Source organism: Corynebacterium sp. KPL3927, from assembly GCF_040225835.1.
Lineage (GTDB): Bacteria > Actinomycetota > Actinomycetes > Mycobacteriales > Mycobacteriaceae > Corynebacterium.
Genome location: NZ_JBEHGD010000006.1, coordinates 84267 through 102927 on the forward strand (window position 1 = coordinate 84267; position 18661 = coordinate 102927).

Consider the following 18661-nt stretch of genomic DNA (forward strand, 5'->3'; position numbering starts at 1 on the left):
GGCCGCACATGCAATTTGCATCCGATAAACACCTCGCTACGAAGCGCCCCCGGCACAGGCAAGAACTAGGCAAGCGGGGAGAATCATTCGCCGCGCGCTACCTCCGCGAGCGTGGATCCGATATTATCGCCGCCAACGTTTCCTACCGAGTGGGAGAAATCGACCTTATCGCCCGCGAGCCCGATGGCACGATCGTCTTCGTGGAGGTGAAAACCCGCTCTACCGCGAGCTTTGGCACAGCCGAAACCGTGACTCCACACAAGCTTTCCCGCATGCGCAGGGCCGCCGTCCAGTGGCTAGACGGCAAGCCACTGGCCACCGTGCGCTTCGATGTCATTGCTCTCGTCGTCAAAGGCGAGGGTTTTGAACTAGAGCACTTTACGGGGGTCGACGATGGCCCTCGGTAAATGCTTAGCAGTCTCCCTGCACGGCGTGCTCGCCCGCGTCATCAATGTCGAAGCCAACGTAGGGCACGGCCTGCCCGGAATCCATGTGGTGGGGCATGCGGATACCGCGATATCTGAATCCCGCGACCGCATCAAGACCGCCGCCGCGAACTCCCGCCTGCCATGGCCGAAAACCAAGGTGATTGTCTCTATGTCGCCGGCCTCGCTCCCAAAATCAGGCTCCCACTTTGATCTGCCCATGGCCCTTGCGATTCTTGCCGCCCACGTAGAACAGCACGGCGCTGACTACGCGCGCTCCGTGCAATCACCCAGTCAGGTTCTCGAAGAAACCCTGGTGCTTGGGGAACTAGGCCTGGACGGCACGGTTAGGGCAGTACCCGGCATCATCCCAGCGCTTCTTGCCGCCCGCGAGGAGGGCATTTCTACGCTGGTCATTCCGCCAGGCAATGCGGCCGAGGCCACCCTCGTTCCCGATATGAATGTGCTGGTTGCAGCCACGCTCTTTGATGCCTTTGCCTGGGCGCTAGGAGAGCGTGACCTGCCTCGCGCGGCCGAGTGTCGCTCTGATCAACCCGCACCGGCGCCCGCACAGGAACGCCTCGACTATTGCGATATAGCCGGACAACACCATGCCAAGTGGGCTGCGGAAGTCGCCGCCGCCGGTGGGCACCACCTGTTGATGATTGGCCCACCAGGTTCGGGAAAATCCATGATCGCCTCGCGCCTGCCCAGCATTCTTCCGGCGCTAAGCCTGGACCAAATGGTAGAAACCACCGCGGTCCACTCGCTCACGGGGACCCCCGGTGAAGTGGTCTCCCACGCGCCCTTCATCGCCCCGCACTCCTCGGTTACCCGCGCAGCGCTCCTTGGTGGTGGAAGCGGTCATCCTCGCCCAGGGGCGGTAAGCCTGGCCCATAATGGGGTGCTCTTCCTCGATGAAGTCAGCGAGGTAAGCGCCCCGGTCCTCGACGGAATGCGCGCGCCTTTGGAAGAAGGCCATGTCCGCCTGGCACGCGCGCAGCAGGAGATTGACTACCCGGCGCGATTCCAACTGATTATGGCCGCCAACCCCTGTCGGTGCGCCGCCGAAGATCCCTCTAAATGCACCTGCAATCCGCATGACCGGCTTAATTATCTATCGAATCTGTCGGGGCCGTTGCGCGACCGCTTGGACATGGTGGTCACCCTCTCCGGACAGTCAGCCACCATCAATGCGGAGGGCGAAGAGTCATCTGCCGCCATTGCCGAGCGGGTCGCTGCGGCTCGCGACCGTGCCCGGGCGCGGTGGGCAGCCGACGGCATTCCGGCACGCGTTAACGGTGCCGTGCCCTCGTCCTATTTGCGCCGGCACCGCCCGGCTTCCGAGTCCGCGATGATCATGTTGTCTGCCTACCTTGCCGAGGGCGAGATTTCACAGCGCGGCATCGACCGCGTCCTGCGCGTGTCGTGGACCTTGGCAGATTTGCACGGCAGCTCCACACCCGATCTCGCGGAAGTGGGCCAAGCCCTCGACCTTCGTTCGAGCCAAACGGTAGGGAGGATTTCGGCATGAGCGATCTTGATTTATCGACGCCGCTTGCCACATGGGTATATCTCAATCGCGTGGTAGAGGGCCCGTCTGCCTCCTTGCAGGCCTTGCTGGAACATCGTTCGGCAGAAGAGATTGCCCACGGGATTTATCACCGAGCCGATTGGATCGGGCCTCTTTTAGCACGCACCGCCTCGCGGTTTGATTGGGTGCGGCAAAAAGAAGATCTCGCTGCGGCAGAGCGCGTTGGGGCGCGCTTGATTACGGCCGATAGCCCGGAGTGGCCAGCAGAGGCGTTTTCTTCTGCCTTTGGCTTTTACCAGAATGGCGCGGACGCGCCGGCCACGTTCGATGAGCAAGCGGTGCCTCCGCATAGCTTGTGGGTACGCGGCTCAGCGCTGAAACCCGAGGTAGGGCAGGCCGTTGGAATCGTGGGCACGCGCGCCATTTCGCGCTACGGGTGGCAAGCAACCCAAAGCGTGGTCTCGGGCCTAGTGAATCATGAATGGACTATCGTCTCCGGCGGCGCCTTGGGCGTAGATACCGTGGCGCATGAGACCGCCTTGCACAACGCGGGTCGCACTATTGCTGTCGCCGCATGCGGGATCGATAAGAATTATCCGGCCCGCAACGGCGGACTCTTTGACCAGATAGCCGATAATGGCTGCATCGTCTCAGAATTCGCTCCAGAAACTGCACCCAAGCGGCATCGCTTCCTCATTCGCAACCGCCTTGTTGCGGCGCTAAGCCAAGGAATCGTGGTCATGGAAGCGGCATATCGCTCGGGCGCGCTTACTACCCTCAACTGGGCAGAAGCCTTGGGGCGCGTTGCCATGGCGGTGCCGGGACCAATTACGACGAGCGGTTCGCTCGGGTGCCACCAGCGCATCCAGGACGGGCGGGCCCAGTTGGTCGCCAGCGCTGATGAAGTCCGCGCCCTGGTGGGCCGCGCCGGGACGGTTGATCCGGAGGCGCAGTATGAAATGAATTTTGCGGCGTCTTTAACGCAGCGATTATCGCGGAATGAGCTGCGGGTCTTTGACGCGACCCCGCCGCCGGGCAGCCCTCCGGCTACTGCTGAAGATATTGCGCGGGACGCGGGGTTCCGCCTGCCCCTCACCGTCCACTTATTGCTTGCCCTAGAGAAAATGTGTGTGATCGTACGGGAAGGAAATAACTGGGTTCGCTTAGAGATGGGCTGAAAAGCAAGTAAACTCGTGGGGTATGAGTGATAAACGGAAGACCGCAGTAACCCATGGCCCGGTCAGGCAAATGGACGAGGCAATCGAGGACTTTGCGGACTTCCAACTCCATGTCAAAGGCCGTGCGGAGGCCACGGTGCGTGGCTACCGCGCGGACTTAAAAAACCTGGCCCAAGACATCGATACATTTGCGGATTTTAACCTCAATAACCTGCGCCAGTGGCTAGGAAACGCGGTCGCAGAAGGAAAGGCGCGCGCAACGCTGGCGCGCAGGACTGCCTCAGTTAAAGCCTTTTCTACCTGGGCGGAAAGGGAAGGCTACCTCACCCGCGATGTTGCGGCACGATTGGTAACACCGAAGGTGGGCCAGCATCTCCCGACGGTGATGGCACCGCAGCAGGCGGGAGAGCTTGTGGGCAATGCGGTTTCTGTCGATGAAGCGCATTTTCAGCGCGATAGCGCCATTTTGGAGTTGCTCTATGCCACCGGAATGCGCGTGGCGGAATTGGTCCGCCTCGATATAGAAGACGTGGACTTAAAGCGGTCCACCGCACGTGTAACCGGTAAGGGAAATAAGCAAAGGGTCGTGCCCTTCGGCGCTGCCGCAACCGATGCCCTGCAGCAGTGGTTAGACGGCGGGCGCAAAGAAATGGCGCGAGGAGATACCCGCGCCATCTTTGTAGGCAGCAGGGGAGCGCGCATTGACCAGCGCCAGGTGCGGCGCATCGTGGACAAAGCTGCCACGATTACCGGCACAAGCGGCCTAACACCTCACGGGGTGCGCCACCTTGCGGCTACACACCTCTTAGAAGGCGGCGCGGATTTGCGCGTGGTCCAAGAGTTACTGGGTCACTCGTCTTTGAGTACCACACAGATTTATACGCATGTTTCCGCAAAGCGGCTAAAGCAGGTCTATTCCCAGGCCCACCCGCGGGCCTGAGTGATTCTTATAAAGGCTTGAGCCGGATGACCGGCATATCCAGCAGGCTTAAGGGGTCGATGTAGCTGTCTTTGGCAATCCGCGCGCCCCAATGCAGCCCTGGTGTGCCGTCTACTGGGTGGCCGAGTTTGCCTATGGTTTGGCCCTCGTGCACCGCTTGGCCTTGGGTAACGCTCGCGTGCACGGGTTGATACGTGGTGCGAATGCCATCGGCATGGTCAATCGACACCACCGGAGTTCCTGCAACGGTGCCGACAAAAGCCACGGTGCCGGATTCGGCGGCGACGACTGGGCTGCCAATTCTTAGGGCCATATCGACGCCTCGGTGGCCCGTGCTCCACTTATGCTCGGGCTTATCAAACCCGCGCAGCACTCGCACCGGGCGCGGTTTACCCGAGGCGGGATCGACGTATGCGGCAGCGGGCGCCGCGCACAGTAGAACCAGCGCACCAGTGAGGATGGTGGCGAGGGTGGGGATAAGGGGGCATCGGCAAGCGGCGGTGTTTCGTGGTCGTGGCAATAGGTGCATGGGGCACAGTGTGGAGCGCTGCGGTCAATAATGCCCGGCGAAGGGTGGACCGGCTGTGGATAAACTAGCAGCGGTGGGGCGGAAGAAACTCGAGTGACAATCGAGGTGAAACGCCCAGAGAAACTTGTGGAAAAGTGCTCGTTCGGTTTGGAAATTCCAGCTGGCTGGGATTATTGTCTTCTATAGCAGTGTGTCCGCTGGGTGGTAATCATCACGGAGGCATTGACTACGCGCGACGAAGTTGTCGCATCCTGCATCAAGGGTGTGGCGGCCCGGCAGCTGACGTGGTCCTTGGAAACAAGGTGTTAGCAGGGCCTTCGTTGCTAGGGTGCGGAATAAAACACCGCACATTTGGAAAACCGAAAGACAATTAAAAGAAAGCGAGCGAATCATGGCAGTTGTAACCATGCGCGAGCTCCTCGACGCTGGTGTGCACTTTGGCCACCAGACCCGTCGCTGGAACCCGAAGATGCGTCGTTTCATCTTCACCGACCGTAACGGTATTTACATCATCGACCTGCAGCAGACGCTGACCTACATCGATGAGGCATACGAGTTCGTTAAGGAAACCGTCGCTCACGGTGGCACCATCCTTTTCGTTGGCACCAAGAAGCAGGCGCAGGAAGCAGTTGCTGAAGAAGCAACCCGCGTCGGCATGCCCTATGTCAACCACCGCTGGTTGGGCGGCATGCTCACCAACTTCCAGACCGTGTCCAAGCGTCTGAAGCGCATGAAGGAACTTCAGGCTATGGATGAGCGCGAGGACGGCTACAAGGGCCGCACCAAGAAGGAAGTTCTGATGCTCAACCGCGAGCGCGCCAAGCTTGAGCGCGTTCTGGGCGGCATCTCCGAGATGGCCAAGACCCCGTCCGCACTGTGGATTGTTGACACCAACAAGGAGCACATCGCGGTTAAGGAAGCTCACAAGCTGAACATCCCGGTTGTTGCCATTCTGGACACCAACTGCGACCCGGATGACGTTGACTTCCCGATCCCGGGCAACGATGACGCAATCCGCTCCACCAAGCTGCTGTCCGGCATCGTGGCTTCTGCCGTCGAAGAGGGCAAGAAGGCTCGCGAGGAGCGCCAGCTTGCAGCTGCTAAGGAAGCTGCCGGCGATTCCGCAGAGAAGGAACAGCGCGATGCTGAGGCTGCTGCGGCCGCATCCGATCCTGCTTCTGCAGAAAAGGCTGAGGAAGCACCCGCAGACAAGCCTGCACAGTAGGCCTGCCTCTTGTGAGGATACTTTCTTAACTGCACTTAATTGAATACCCCACGCACATTTTGGTGTGGGGCAGCTAGGGAATAATTCCTGTACAAGGCTGTTTACCTAACCCCTACCACCGTGTGCTACGGCGGTAGGGGTTACTTTTATCTATGCTGGAGGCGGCTAAAATTAGCCTCCGTACGACCGCATTGATGAAGGCAAAATGGGGTAGATATCCCCACCCAAAGACGGCGCGAGACCGCTTCTTCGGCTACGCTGTCTCAACGAACACTGATTGATTTTCAAGGAGGATCGCCCTAACTATGGCGAACTACACTGCTGCAGACGTGAAGGCACTGCGCGAAGCAACTGGCTCCGGCATGCTCGATTGCAAGAAGGCCCTAGAAGAAAACGGCGGCGACTACGACAAGGCCGTTGAATTCCTGCGCATCAAGGGTGCGAAGAACGTGTCCAAGCGCGCTGACCGTGAGGCTACCGAGGGCCTCGTTGCCGTATCCGGCAACACCATGGTTGAGATCAACTGCGAGACCGACTTCGTGGCAAAGAACGAGGGCTTCCAGTCCTTCGCCAACAAGATTGTTGAAGCTGCAGCCGCAGCCAAGGCTAATTCCCCGGAGGAACTCAACAACGTAGAGATCGACGGCCAGAAGGTCTCCGAGTTCGTTGACCAGGAGTCCGCAAAGACCGGTGAGAAGCTGCAGGCTCGTCGTGCAGTCACCGTCGATGGCGATAACGTTGCTGTCTACCTGCACCAGCGCTCCGCTGACCTGCCTCCTGCAGTCGGTGTCTTGGTTTCCTACGAAGGTAACAAGGAAGGCGCACACGCTGCCGCACTGCAGATTGCAGCAATGAACGCTGAGTACCTGAAGCGCGAAGACGTTCCTGCAGAGATCGTCGAGAAGGAGCGCTCCATCGCTGAGGCCACCACTCGCGAGGAGGGCAAGCCTGAGGCTGCGCTTCCAAAGATCGTGGAAGGCCGCCTGAACGGCTTCTACAAGTCCGTTGTTCTGCTGGAGCAGGCTTCCTTGTCCGATAACAAGAAGACCGTCAAGCAGGTCGCAGAAGAGGCCGGCACCACCATTACTGGCTTCGTCCGTTACGAGGTTGGCGCTTAAGTCTAAGCCCGCTTTTTAGCCTTTAAAGCCCACGGGAGGTACGCCCTCTCAGTGGGCTTTTCTGCTGTCTAGGGGCAGTGGGGAAGGGGTGGCTGCTGGCCTGTGGTGCGGTGTGGGGAAGCGGCGGCTGTGTGGGTAAGATGGAAAAGAAATAAAATCAGCCCGCGCAAAAGGAGACGATGAAGGCGTGACTTCTGCAGACGAAAAGCGAACCGGATACAAACGAGTAATGCTGAAACTCGGCGGCGAAATGTTTGGCGGAGGCAAAGTCGGAATTGACCCGGACGTTGTCGACAATGTAGCTCGCCAAATCGCCGAAGTGGCTGAGCAGGGGATCGAAATCGCTGTGGTGATTGGCGGCGGCAACTTCTTCCGCGGTGCAGAGCTCTCGCAGCGTGGCATGGACCGCGCCCGCTCTGACTACATGGGAATGCTGGGCACGGTCATGAACTCGTTGGCCCTGCAGGACTTCCTGAAGCAAAAGGGCGTTGATTGCCGCGTGCAAACGTCTATCAACATGGCGCAAATCGCCGAGCCGTACCTGCCACTGCGCGCTGACCGCCACCTGGAGAAGGGCCGCGTCGTTATCTTCGGTGCCGGCATGGGCATGCCGTACTTCTCCACGGATACTACGGCCGCGCAGCGCGCACTAGAAATTGGCGCCGATGTCCTCTTCTTGGCCAAGGGCGTTGATGGCGTGTACTCCGACGACCCACGCACGAACCCCGATGCGGAGCTCTACACCCAAATCACTCCGCGCGAGGTCATTGAAAAGGGCCTCAAGGTCGCCGATGCAACCGCCTTCAGCCTGTGCATGGACAATGACATGCCGATCTTGGTCTTCAACCTCTTGGAAGAGGGGAATATCGCCCGCGCGGCCAGCGGTCAGGTTATCGGCACGCTGGTGCAGTCCTAATTCTAAAACGGCACAGAACCTGCTACCTTTTATACAGCTACCCCTCAACGTTGAAGGATGATTCAGCCTCATGATCGATGACATTCAGCTCGAAGCAGAAGAGCACATGACCGCTTCCGTCGAGCACACCCGCGAGCAGCTGGTGACCATTCGTACCGGACGCGCGAACCCGGCGATGTTCAACGGGCTCATCGCGGAGTACTACGGTGCGCCGACCCCGATTACTCAGATGGCTACTATCTCTGTTCCAGAACCGCGCATGTTGCTCATCAAGCCATACGAGCAGTCCATGATCCAAGAGATTGAAAACTCCATCCGCAACTCGGACCTGGGCGTTAACCCCACCAACGATGGCCACGTACTGCGTGTGACCGTTCCGCAGTTGACCGAGGAGCGCCGTAAGGAAATGGTCAAGCTGGCCAAGAGCAAGGGCGAAGACGGCAAGATTGCCATCCGTAATATCCGCCGCAAGGCCATGGAGCAGCTGAAGAAGCTCCAAAAGGATGGCGAAGAGGGCGAGGATGAGGTCCTTGCCGCAGAAAAGGAAATGGAAAAGATTACCGCTGGTTACGTCGATCAGGTTGACAAGCTAGTGGAAAACAAGGAATCCGAATTGATGGAGGTCTAGGCCTTTTCCGCTGCCGCCGCGCCCACATCGGCCGGCGGCGCTTTTCTATACGTAGTATTTTTGTATAGGAAATAGATAAGCCCCGCGACGCGCATACAACGCCAAGTGAAAGGAGCCGGTCACGGTGAGTGACGCCTTGAACCGCCGATTGCCGCAGCCGAAAAATGGTCCCGGCCGTGACTTGCCGGCGGCTATTGGAGTAGGCGTGGGACTTGGCGCCCTCGTCGTCCTCGCCGTCTGGGCTGGCCCCTTGGCCTGGTATGCGGTGGTAGCCGTCGCGGTCGGCGGGGCAATGTGGGAAGTCCTTACCCGCTTGCGGGAGAACTCGTACTATATCCCGCGCACCCTGTTAATCATTTTGGGCCAAGCCATGGTGTGGATTTCTTGGCCGCTCGGCGCGCCCGGCCTCGTGGCCGTCTACGTCACCGCCGTGCTCATTTTGATGTTCGGCAGACTTTTTCATAACGGGCGGCATCGCCCACCCATCAATTACCTGCGGGACATGTCCGTCGGTATCTTCGTGCTGACGTGGATTCCACTGTTTGCGACCTTTGCAGCGATGCTGTCGCTGATTTCTTCCCCGGTGGCCAGCGGCGCCGCTTCCATCATGGTCTTTATGTTGTGCGTGGTCGCCTCCGATACGGGCGGCTATGTCGTCGGCGTCATGTTTGGTTCCCACCCCATGGCACCGGCCGTGAGCCCGAAGAAATCCTGGGAGGGATTTTGCGGCTCCATCGCCTTCGGCATCATCGTTGGGGCGCTTTCCGTCCACTTCCTCTTGCACCACTCGGCGTGGGTAGGTGCCTTGATGGGCCTTGGCCTTGTTATTTGCGCCTCGCTGGGTGACTTGGTGGAATCGCAATTTAAACGAGAGCTGGGCATTAAAGACATGTCCCACATTCTCCCTGGACACGGCGGCCTTATGGACCGCCTTGATGGCATGCTTCCCTCTGCCATGGTTACTTGGGTGGCCATGAGTTTTATGGCAAACATTGCGGTCTAATCCGAGCTGGGGCCACCGCGTGTCAGAGGGTGCTGAATATAAAACCGCCGCTTCCCGCTGCGTCACCGAAATAACATTTCGGGGGGCAGGGAGGAGAGCGGCGGTAGGGCTATTTAGCCTTGGGCCTGCTTGCGCAATTGGCGGCGCAATTCGAGCATGCGCCACACACCCACAAGCGCCATGATGAGAGCGCCGCCAATGGTAAACATCAGGTAGGCAATGCCTGCTGGGAACTGACCCGACCAGCCGAGGAAGTTCATAGGAACTTCTTGCTGGTTTTGCAGAATGAAGATGATCAACACGATCAGCAAGAGGAAGCCTACGATGAGAGCTGCCCAGGTGCTAGCGGCGAACGAGCCTTGGGCTTTTTGTGGTGCGGCAGCGGGTTCGGTGGTGCCGGCGCCGGTGGAGACTTCCTTGCTTCCAGATTCGGCCAGAGCAGCATGATCTTCTGCCGCGGTGGCCTCATCATCGGAGGTGGAAAAGTCATCTTCGGGGTATTTCGGATTGGTCATATATCCATTATTTCTGTAAACCCTTCCAAAATTCCACTTGGCTATAAATTGAGGCGTTCCCAATTGGAAAAGTACCGGTAAACCGTGGAAAGATGGGCATCATTATGGCTCAACCAGTAAAACTTAACTTCTCCGCGCCGCGGCGCGGTCTGCCACCCAAGCACTTTGCGGATCTCTCTGAAAGCGAGCGCATCGATAAGCTCGCAGACATCGGCCTACCTAAATTCCGTGCTAAGCAAATTGCCAAGCACTACTACGAGCATCTTACTGACGACGTCGAAGAGATGACGGATATCCCCGCCGGCAAGCGCGAGGAGGTGAAGGAGGCATTCTTCCCTGAGCTCATGAAGCCTATTCGTACGACTTCTACTGATGATGGGGAGACCACTAAGTCCCTGTGGCGCTTGCACGACGGCACCCTATTGGAGTCCGTCCTGATGCGGTACCCCGGCCGTGCTACCTTGTGCATTTCTTCCCAGGCTGGCTGCGGAATGGCCTGCCCGTTCTGTGCTACCGGGCAGGGCGGACTAGACCGCAACCTTTCTACAGGCGAAATCGTCGAACAGTTCCGCCACGCAGCCGCAGCAATGGCGGCCGAAGGCGGACGCTTGTCCAATGTGGTCTTCATGGGCATGGGAGAGCCGCTGGCAAACTACAAGCGCGTGGTCCAGGCGGTGCGCCAGATTACCGGCCAGGATGGAACGGGCTTTGGGCTCTCGCAGCGCAATGTGACCGTATCCACCGTGGGTTTGGCACCTGCCATCCGCAAGCTCGCGGACGAAGACCTTGCCTGCACGCTTGCGGTGTCGCTGCACACGCCGGATGATGAGCTGCGCGATAGCTTGGTTCCGGTAAATAACCGCTGGTCCGTTGATGAGGTCCTCGATGCCGCACGGTACTACGCCGATAAATCCGCCCGCCGCGTGTCTATCGAGTACGCCCTTATCCGGGATAAGAATGACCAGGATTTCCGCGCCGATATGCTGGGCCGCAAGCTGCACCAGAAGCTCGGCTCCAAGGTGCACGTCAACGTGATCCCGCTCAACCCGACGCCGGGCTCGGAATGGGATGCAGCTCCCAAGGCGCGGCTTAATGAATTCGTGCGCCGCGTCCAGGCACAGGGAGTGCCGTGCACTGTGCGTGATACTAAGGGCGATGAAATCGCGGCAGCCTGTGGCCAACTTGCCGCCGATGAACGAGAAGACATGTCGGCCTAAGAGCCCGCTGTCACAGCCACCTAGGCATTTTTGGATAAGTGCTTAGGTGGTTTTCTCGTTGTATTCTGCGTTTACACGTGCGGTGCAGTCAAACGCAGTACGGCTACGTACCCGGTAAAACCACAAAACCGCCGAGCCCCTCGCATTAAGGCGGCCCGGCGGTTTTCCGTAGCTAGGATTACAGCGCGTGCTTGCCGGAGCTTACCTCGGCAGCGTCGGACGCGGAGTCAACACGCAGGTGGGCTACGCGGGAAGGCTCGATATTCAACGCGCGCAGCTGGGAGTCGGTCAACTCGGTGTAGGCACCGGATACGGTCTTCTGGTCATAAGTCCAGTCCCGTTCTTGGTGGTCGGCCGGCTTATTATTAGAGGTGATGGTGCGCACCTGGTTGAGCTTCGGCTCGAAGGTGAAGATGAGCAGGCCCACAACCAAAAGGACGGTCAGGGCGACGAGCCAGACGGTCTCCACGTGGCCCTTGTGGTTACCAAAGTTGAAACCAATCATGAAAATCACGGAGATCCAACCCGCGATTTGCACACCAGAGCGGCTGATGCGGGACCAACCGAAGCCTGCGGATGGAACATCTTCGGTAGAAACACCGTCATAAACCTGCGGTACCGGCTTGTGGGAAGACACTTGCTCTCCTTCGCTATCGCGTGTGTCCATTAATCGAGGGGGCACACCAATGCCATTTGACTGACACCTATTTTAAAACATCGTGGCTGCAAAGGCGATCAAACACCCCCGCCTGTCTGACCGGCTCCACCTCATGGCAGGGCGCGGTAAATGACCGCTAGGGTAGAGGGGTGACTACTCAGCGAATCCTTATCCTTGGCTCCACCGGCTCTATTGGCACGCAAGCATTAGAAGTAATTGCGGATAACCCCGATAAATTCGAGGTCGTGGGCATTGCCGCGGGCGGCTCTAACCCGCAGCAGATCATTGACCAGGCCCGTAGCTTCCACCTTTCGTTTGACCACATCGCCGTTGCCCAGCCTGCGGCGGCTGCGGAGGTTTCTGCGGCTTTAGGCGGCACGGTACTTTCTGGTGATGGAGCTGCAGAAGAGCTGGTGCGCTCGGTTCCCGCCGATACCGTGCTCAATGCCCTAGTGGGCTCCCTCGGGCTTAAGGCCACTTTAGCCACGCTGGACATGGGCGAGTACCTCGCGCTAGCGAATAAGGAGTCCTTGGTTGCCGGCGGCACGCTGGTCACGAAATCCGCGCGGTCAGGTCAGATCGTCCCCGTGGATTCGGAGCACTCTGCGATGGCGCAATGCCTGCGCGCGGGAGAAGAAGGCGAGCTGGCCAAGCTCGTTCTCACGGCCTCGGGTGGTCCCTTCCGCGGCCAAAAGCGTGAGCAGATGTGGGAGGTTACTCCGCAGCAAGCCGCGCAGCACCCTACGTGGTCGATGGGGCAGATGAATACGCTGAATTCCGCCACCTTAATTAATAAGGGGCTCGAGCTCATTGAGGCCACGCTGCTTTTTGATATTGAGCCAGAGCGCATCGATGTCACGGTTCACCCGCAGTCGGTCATCCACTCGATGGCCACTTTTAAGGACGGCTGCACCATCGCCCAGGCCTCGCCGCCGTCGATGAAGCTGCCCATTTCCCTGGCGCTGAATTGGCCCCAGCGTGTGCCGGGGGCGCAGCCGGCTCTTGATTTTTCCCAAGCGCATACGTGGAATTTTGAGCCGCTTGATGATGTCTCTTTTCCTGCTGTATCCCTCGCTCGCGAGGCCGCGGCGCAGGGCACTGGCGTGATTTATAACGCGGCCAATGAAGAGGCCGCCGCGGCCTTCTTGTCCGGTCGCATCCACTTCCCAGAGATTGTTGATGTTGTAGGCGAGATCCTCGGGGAGTCTTCCCAGTTTGCTGGTGTAGTCTCTACCCTCGATGAAATCCTCGCTGTAGAAGGCGAGGCTCGCAGGCGTGCGAATGCGCGCATTGACCGTTTAGCTGACTAGAAAGCTTTCTTTAATGGCAAATTTGCTGGGCATAGTGTTTTTTGCCCTTGGCATCGGGCTGACCGTGGCACTCCATGAGGCGGGGCATATGTTTACTGCCCGCGCCTTTGGCATGCGGGTACGGCGCTATTTCATTGGCTTTGGCCCGCGCGTTTTTTCCTTCCGCAAGGGGCATACCGAATACGGCCTGGCCGCGTTCCCGGTGGGTGGATTTTGCGATATCGCCGGGATGACCGCGCAGGATGAATTCCTTACGGAGGAAGAAAAGCCCTATGCAATGTATAAAAAGCCATGGTGGCAGCGCATCATCGTCCTTGCAGGCGGTATCGGCGTCAACCTGATCCTCGGCTTTGTCATCTTGTATTTTGTGGCGATGACTGCGGGACTTCCCAACCCAGATGCCGATGTGCGCCCGCGGGTAGGGGAGGTAACCTGCACCGCTGACCAAAAAGAAAACCAGGAGCTGGAATCGTGCACCGGGAACGGGCCCGCTGGTAAGGCCGGTGTCCAGGAGGGCGATATCATTCTCGCGCTCGATGGCGAGCACCTAGATTCCTTTACGCAATTGCGCGATGAGGTCATGCAGCGCCCTGGTGAGACCGTGACGCTTACCGTAGAGCGCGGTGGTGAGGAAAAAGATTTCTCCATCGAACTGGAAACGGTCAAGCGCCTGAATCAACAGGGCGAATTGGTCGATGCCGGTTCGATCGGGCTGAGCAATGAGGTCCTCGACATCGTCGAGAAGTATTCAGCAACGGAAGCGTTGCCTGCAACCTGGCATTTCACCACGTATTCGCTCGAGGCCACGGTGGAAGGAATCAAACAATTCCCCGCTAAGGTACCGGGAGTGGTGGCCTCCATCTTTGGCCATGAGCGGGATGTCAATGGGCCGATGTCCGTCGTCGGTGCATCGCGGGTTGGCGGCGAACTCGTGGAGCGCTCCCTGTGGGCATCGTTCTTCATGATGCTGGCGACGCTGAACTTCTTCCTCGCCCTGTTTAACCTCATTCCGCTGCCGCCCTTTGACGGCGGCCATATCGCGGTCATCTTGTATGAGAAGATCCGCGATGGCATCCGCAAGCTGATGGGTAAGCAGCCGCTGGGCCCTGCCGATTACACCAGGCTCATGCCCGTCACCTATGTCATGGCGGCCCTGCTCATGGGGCTTGGCGTCGTGATCATCATCGCGGATGTGGTTAACCCGATCAGGCTATTTGGCTAGGTTTGCCCTTCCCGCGCCCGCCGCGGGGAGTGGGTGGAGAGCCCAACGTATAGTGCACATTTGCAGCGCGAGCGGGAACTTTAGCGCTTAACCATCTAGTGCTAGAGTGGGGACGTTCAACACTTATTGTGCAATAACGTTTAGCAACGAGCCACGAGCTAGAAATAAGGAGCATTCATGTCTAGTCCTATCGGTCTAGGAATTCCTGACGGGCCTCCGCCAGTATTGCACCCGCGCCGGAAAACGCGGCAATTGCACGTAGGCCCAGTGGGCGTTGGTTCTGACTACCCAATTTCGGTGCAGTCGATGACTAATACCAAGACCCATGATATCAACGGCACCCTGCAGCAAATCGCACAGCTTACTGCCTCTGGCTGCGATATCGTGCGCGTGGCCTGCCCAAAGCCGGTGGATGCGGAGGCGCTGCCGGCCATCGCCAAGAAATCCCCGATCCCGGTCATCGCGGATATCCACTTCCAGCCCAAGTACATCTTCCAGGCTATCGATGCTGGCTGCGCGGCAATTCGCGTCAACCCCGGCAACATCCGTGAATTTGATGGCCGCGTTAAGGAAGTGGCAAAGGCCGCTGGCGATGCGGGAATCCCCATCCGCATCGGCGTCAATGGCGGTTCGCTGGATAAGCGCCTGTTGGAAAAGTACGGCAAAGCCACCCCAGAGGCGCTCGTGGAGTCCGCTATCTGGGAGGCGGGCCTGTTCGAGGAGCACGGCTTTGGCGATATCGCCATCTCCGTTAAGCACTCTGACCCAGTCCTGATGGTGGAGGCCTACCGCCAGCTGGCTGCGCAGACCGATTACCCACTGCACTTGGGTGTGACGGAAGCGGGCCCGAAGTTCATGGGCACCATTAAGTCCTCCGTCGCTTTCGGCGCCCTTTTGGCAGAAGGCATCGGCGATACGATTCGCGTCTCGCTGTCCGCCCCGCCGGAAGAAGAGGTCAAGGTGGGAGACCAGATTCTCCAGTCCTTCAACTTGCGGCCGCGCAAGCTGGAAATCGTGTCCTGCCCGTCGTGCGGCCGCGCGCAGGTGGACGTGTACAAGCTGGCGGAAGAAGTTACCGCCGGCCTCGAGGGAATGGAATTTCCCATCCGCGTTGCCGTCATGGGTTGCGTCGTCAACGGCCCGGGCGAGGCCCGTGACGCCGACTTGGGCGTGGCGTCCGGCAACGGCAAGGGCCAGATCTTCGTCAAGGGCGAAGTGGTGCGCACCGTGCCGGAAGACAAGATCGTGGAAACCCTCATTGAAGAGGCAATGCGCATTGCAGATGAGCAAGGTCTCGAAGCCGTGGACGGCGCTAAGGCCGATGTCCGCGTGACGCAGTAAGCCGCATTCTTCAACGCGCTAATTTTTAATAGACTGCCCCGCACCTCGGTGTGGGGCAGTCTTTTTTGCTGCATGCGCTGCTAATGTGCCAAAGCATGAAGAAGTTATTCGCACTGGTTGCTACAGTCTCGCTTGCTGCAACTGGTGTGGTTGCTTGTACCCCTAAGCCCGTATCTGCACAGCCGGTGGCAGAAGAGTTCATTGAAGGCATGGAGAGCCGAAATAACGAGGGCTTGGAGGAGCTTACGGATTCCCCCGATGACGCCACGCAGGCCCTCGATGATACTTATTCGGGCTTGCAGGCAGAGGGCCTCGATATTGAACTCGAGGGGGTAAAGCAGGACGAAACCGTGGCCACGGCGGATTATAAGGTCACGTGGGATCTGCCCAAGGACCGCAGCCTGAGCTATACCACGCAGATGACCTTGACCAAGGCCGAAGATGAGTGGACGGTGCGGTGGAAGCCCAGCATTATTCACCCGGACTTGGGCGCGCACCAGCACTTGGAGCTGCGCGCCTTGGAAGCCACGCGCGCCAGCGTCGTCTCCTCCAACGGGGTGGAGCTGATGAGCCCCGGGTTGAATTACCGCGTCATCGTGGATACGAGCTCGCTTTCCGATGTCCGCCCCACTGCCTCCAAGGTCAGCAGCGCCCTTGCTGCGGCGCACCGCGCGGACGACTCGATCGCGGAGGTGGACGCCAAAGAGCTCGCCGAAAAGCTGGAAAAGGCAGATTCTGCCTATTCGGTGGGCCTTTATACAGAAGAGCAGGAGTCCGTCATCCGCGCCAAGATGGAGGGGATGGACGGCGTCCGCATTAATGAAGAACCCGCGCTGGTGACCCGGGACCGCGGCCTCGCACCCGATCTCTTATCGCGCGTGCGCTCGGCCGTCAATGACGAGCTCGACGGCGAGACCGGCTGGTCCATTGCCGTCGTCAATGAGAACGGTGCGGCGCTTTCCGATGTCGAAAAGCATGCGCCCGAGGCCGCCCCCTCGATCAAGGTCGGCTTGGATTATGACGTCCAACGCGCGGCACAAGAGGCGGTGGATCAGCGCTCGGACGCCCAAGCCATGCTGGTGGCAATCCGGCCTTCCAATGGCGATATCCTGGCGGTGGCGCAGACCGAGAAGGCGGACGAAGACGGCGATGTCGCCCTGCAAGGCCAATACCCGCCGGGCTCGGTTTTCAAGATCCTTACCGCCGCTGCGGGTGTGGACAAGCAAGACTTGACCACGGATACCATCGTTCCGTGCCCCGGTACGATGGATATCTATGGCCGCGTGGTGACCAACTACAACGCGTTTTCGCTTGGCAATGTGCCGTTAAGCCAGGCCTTCGCTCAATCGTGCAATACCACCTTCGCCGATATTTCTACCAAGCTGGCCCCTGGTGAGTTGAAGGAAACCGGCAAGAAGTTTGGCTTCGGGGTGGATTATGAAATCCCCGGGCTGACCACCACGACCGGCTCGATTCCGGAGGGCAAGGAAGTACTGGAGCGTACCGAGGCAGGTTATGGGCAGGGCTACGACCTCGCTAGCCCATTCGGCATGGCTATGGTTTCTGCCTCTGTGGCAGCGGGGAAGACGCCAACGCCGAAGCTTATTGAGGGCCGCGAGACCAAGGCATCGGACAAGCCGGCGCAGATCTCCGAGGACGTGTTGAATAACGTGCGCGGCATGATGCGACAGGTGGTTACCAGCGGTACCGCCCGCGGAATGCAAGCAGGCGGAACCATCTACGGTAAGACTGGTGAGGCCGAGATCAATGAAGGCTCGCACGCGTGGTTTACGGGCTACCGGGAAGAAGACGATATCGCCTTCGCCACGCTCGTCGTGTTGGGCGGCGGCTCTGAATCTTCGGTAGCCATTACGGATAATTTCCTGCAGAAGTTGGATGATTACCGCTCGCGCCCCAATGATGGCCCAGCCCCCATGGTCGAGTAAGTCGCGGCCTTGGGCGCGGTACCCGGATACTGCGCTACGCGGTATGAGGACTACCATGGGCAATTATGAGTACTCGTGGAAAATTGAAGCCAGGTAAACCAACCCCCATCCGGCCCGTGCCAGATGACATCGAACGCCCGGAATACGTATGGAAAGATGAGGTACAAGAGGCCATTGGTGAGCCTTTTGTACAGTCTCCCGAAGTGATTGAGAAGATGCGGGAGGCCTGCAAGATCGCGGCCAACGCGCTGAAGGAAGCCGGCAAGGCCGTAAAGCCTGGCGTAACGACGGACGAGGTCGACCGCGTGGCGCACGAGTATATGTGTGACCACGGTGCGTACCCGTCCACCTTGGGATACCGGGGCTTTACCAAGGGCACCTGTGTATCGCTCAATGAAATCGTCTGCCACGGCATTCCGGATACCACCGTGATTGAAGAAGGTGACATCGTCAATATCGATGTCACCGCTTATAAGAACGGCGTGCACGGCGATAATAACGCCACCTTCTTAGCCGGTGACGTATCAGAGGAGCACCGCCTTTTAGTAGAGCGCACCAAAGAGGCCACGATGCGCGGCATTAAGGCCGCAAAGCCTGGCCGCGAGATCAACGTTATCGGCCGCGTTATCGAGTCTTATGCAAAGCGCTTTGGCTACAACGTGGTGCGCGATTTCACCGGTCACGGCGTAGGACCCACCTTCCACAACGGGCTGGTGGTCTTGCACCACGATTCCACCACGTACCGCGATATCTTGGAACCGGGCATGACCTTGACGGTAGAGCCGATGATTAACCTGGGTTCGCTGGATTACGATATTTGGGACGATGACTGGACCGTGCAGAACCGAGACGGTAAGTTCACCGCCCAGTTTGAGCACACCTTGGTCATCACTGATGATGGCAATGAAATCCTGACCATCCCAGATGAGGATTAATCGCTAGGGCCTTTCTTAAAT

The 18661-nt window shown here is 58.9% G+C and carries 18 protein-coding genes; 15 read left to right on the forward strand and 3 right to left on the reverse strand.

Going from position 1 to position 18661, the window contains the following annotated elements:
- The first annotated feature begins 8 nt into the window (after positions 1-8).
- From ABRP86_RS04920 to ABRP86_RS04935, 4 genes are read left to right on the forward strand one after another with little or no spacing between them, the layout of a single operon-like run.
- Complete coding sequence (locus tag ABRP86_RS04920) at positions 9-407, forward strand: YraN family protein (RefSeq protein WP_349862811.1); 399 nt, start codon at positions 9-11, stop codon at positions 405-407.
- Positions 394-1959 carry a YifB family Mg chelatase-like AAA ATPase gene (locus ABRP86_RS04925; protein ID WP_349852730.1) on the forward strand — a complete coding sequence of 522 codons (1566 nt, stop codon included), beginning with the start codon at positions 394-396 and terminating at the stop codon, positions 1957-1959. Before ABRP86_RS04920 ends, ABRP86_RS04925 begins: the two co-directional genes overlap by 14 nt.
- Complete coding sequence (dprA, locus tag ABRP86_RS04930; protein WP_349862813.1) at positions 1956-3137, forward strand: DNA-processing protein DprA; 1182 nt, start codon at positions 1956-1958, stop codon at positions 3135-3137. The genes ABRP86_RS04925 and dprA overlap by 4 nt, the downstream gene beginning before the upstream one ends.
- A gap of 22 nt (positions 3138-3159) precedes the next feature.
- Positions 3160-4077: a tyrosine recombinase XerC gene (locus ABRP86_RS04935; protein ID WP_023022897.1), complete on the forward strand. Its 918-nt coding sequence runs from the start codon at positions 3160-3162 to the stop codon at positions 4075-4077.
- A gap of 7 nt (positions 4078-4084) precedes the next feature.
- Here ABRP86_RS04935 and ABRP86_RS04940 read toward each other — a convergent pair whose 3' ends face one another.
- Complete coding sequence (locus tag ABRP86_RS04940) at positions 4085-4606, reverse strand: M23 family metallopeptidase (protein WP_023022894.1); 522 nt, start codon at positions 4604-4606, stop codon at positions 4085-4087.
- A 391-nt stretch (positions 4607-4997) separates the two neighbouring features.
- Here ABRP86_RS04940 and rpsB point away from each other — a divergent pair, with 391 nt between their 5' ends.
- The 5 genes from rpsB to ABRP86_RS04965 all read left to right on the forward strand — a co-directional run bounded on the left by rpsB (position 4998) and on the right by ABRP86_RS04965 (position 9496).
- On the forward strand, positions 4998-5831 hold the full coding sequence (rpsB, locus tag ABRP86_RS04945) for a 30S ribosomal protein S2 (RefSeq protein ID WP_005278684.1): 834 nt from the start codon (positions 4998-5000) through the stop codon (positions 5829-5831).
- A 305-nt stretch (positions 5832-6136) separates the two neighbouring features.
- Positions 6137-6949, forward strand: coding sequence for a translation elongation factor Ts (gene tsf, locus ABRP86_RS04950; protein ID WP_284769594.1), 813 nt, complete (start codon positions 6137-6139; stop codon positions 6947-6949).
- Between the two features lie 229 nt (positions 6950-7178).
- On the forward strand, positions 7179-7865 hold the full coding sequence (gene pyrH / locus ABRP86_RS04955; RefSeq protein WP_051138368.1) for a UMP kinase: 687 nt from the start codon (positions 7179-7181) through the stop codon (positions 7863-7865).
- A 70-nt stretch (positions 7866-7935) separates the two neighbouring features.
- Positions 7936-8493, forward strand: coding sequence for a ribosome recycling factor (gene frr, locus ABRP86_RS04960; RefSeq protein WP_023022888.1), 558 nt, complete (start codon positions 7936-7938; stop codon positions 8491-8493).
- 124 nt (positions 8494-8617) lie between these two features.
- The gene (locus tag ABRP86_RS04965; RefSeq protein ID WP_023022886.1) at positions 8618-9496 is read left to right on the forward strand and encodes a phosphatidate cytidylyltransferase; all 879 of its coding nucleotides are present in this window, start codon (positions 8618-8620) and stop codon (positions 9494-9496) included.
- Positions 9497-9609: 113 nt separating this feature from the next.
- Here ABRP86_RS04965 and ABRP86_RS04970 read toward each other — a convergent pair whose 3' ends face one another.
- Entirely contained in the window at positions 9610-10011 is a 402-nt protein-coding gene (locus tag ABRP86_RS04970) for a LapA family protein (RefSeq protein ID WP_349862815.1), read from the reverse strand.
- Positions 10012-10103: 92 nt separating this feature from the next.
- Here ABRP86_RS04970 and rlmN point away from each other — a divergent pair, with 92 nt between their 5' ends.
- Positions 10104-11228, forward strand: a complete 1125-nt coding sequence (rlmN, locus tag ABRP86_RS04975; protein ID WP_349862817.1) for a dual-specificity RNA methyltransferase RlmN — start codon at positions 10104-10106, stop codon at positions 11226-11228.
- A gap of 178 nt (positions 11229-11406) precedes the next feature.
- Here the strand turns inward: rlmN and ABRP86_RS04980 are convergent, their stop codons facing one another.
- Entirely contained in the window at positions 11407-11895 is a 489-nt protein-coding gene (locus tag ABRP86_RS04980) for a DUF2631 domain-containing protein (protein ID WP_349862818.1), read from the reverse strand.
- 140 nt (positions 11896-12035) lie between these two features.
- Here ABRP86_RS04980 and dxr point away from each other — a divergent pair, with 140 nt between their 5' ends.
- From dxr to map, 5 genes are all read left to right on the forward strand, one after another.
- Positions 12036-13196 carry a 1-deoxy-D-xylulose-5-phosphate reductoisomerase gene (gene dxr, locus ABRP86_RS04985; protein WP_349862820.1) on the forward strand — a complete coding sequence of 387 codons (1161 nt, stop codon included), beginning with the start codon at positions 12036-12038 and terminating at the stop codon, positions 13194-13196.
- 13 nt (positions 13197-13209) lie between these two features.
- The gene (locus tag ABRP86_RS04990; RefSeq protein ID WP_349862822.1) at positions 13210-14418 is read left to right on the forward strand and encodes a M50 family metallopeptidase; all 1209 of its coding nucleotides are present in this window, start codon (positions 13210-13212) and stop codon (positions 14416-14418) included.
- A 177-nt stretch (positions 14419-14595) separates the two neighbouring features.
- The gene (gene ispG, locus ABRP86_RS04995; RefSeq protein WP_023022875.1) at positions 14596-15759 is read left to right on the forward strand and encodes a flavodoxin-dependent (E)-4-hydroxy-3-methylbut-2-enyl-diphosphate synthase; all 1164 of its coding nucleotides are present in this window, start codon (positions 14596-14598) and stop codon (positions 15757-15759) included.
- Between the two features lie 95 nt (positions 15760-15854).
- Entirely contained in the window at positions 15855-17705 is a 1851-nt protein-coding gene (locus ABRP86_RS05000) for a penicillin-binding transpeptidase domain-containing protein (RefSeq protein ID WP_349862824.1), read from the forward strand.
- Positions 17706-17770: 65 nt separating this feature from the next.
- Positions 17771-18640, forward strand: coding sequence for a type I methionyl aminopeptidase (map, locus tag ABRP86_RS05005; RefSeq protein ID WP_023022871.1), 870 nt, complete (start codon positions 17771-17773; stop codon positions 18638-18640).
- The last annotated feature ends 21 nt before the right edge of the window (positions 18641-18661 follow it).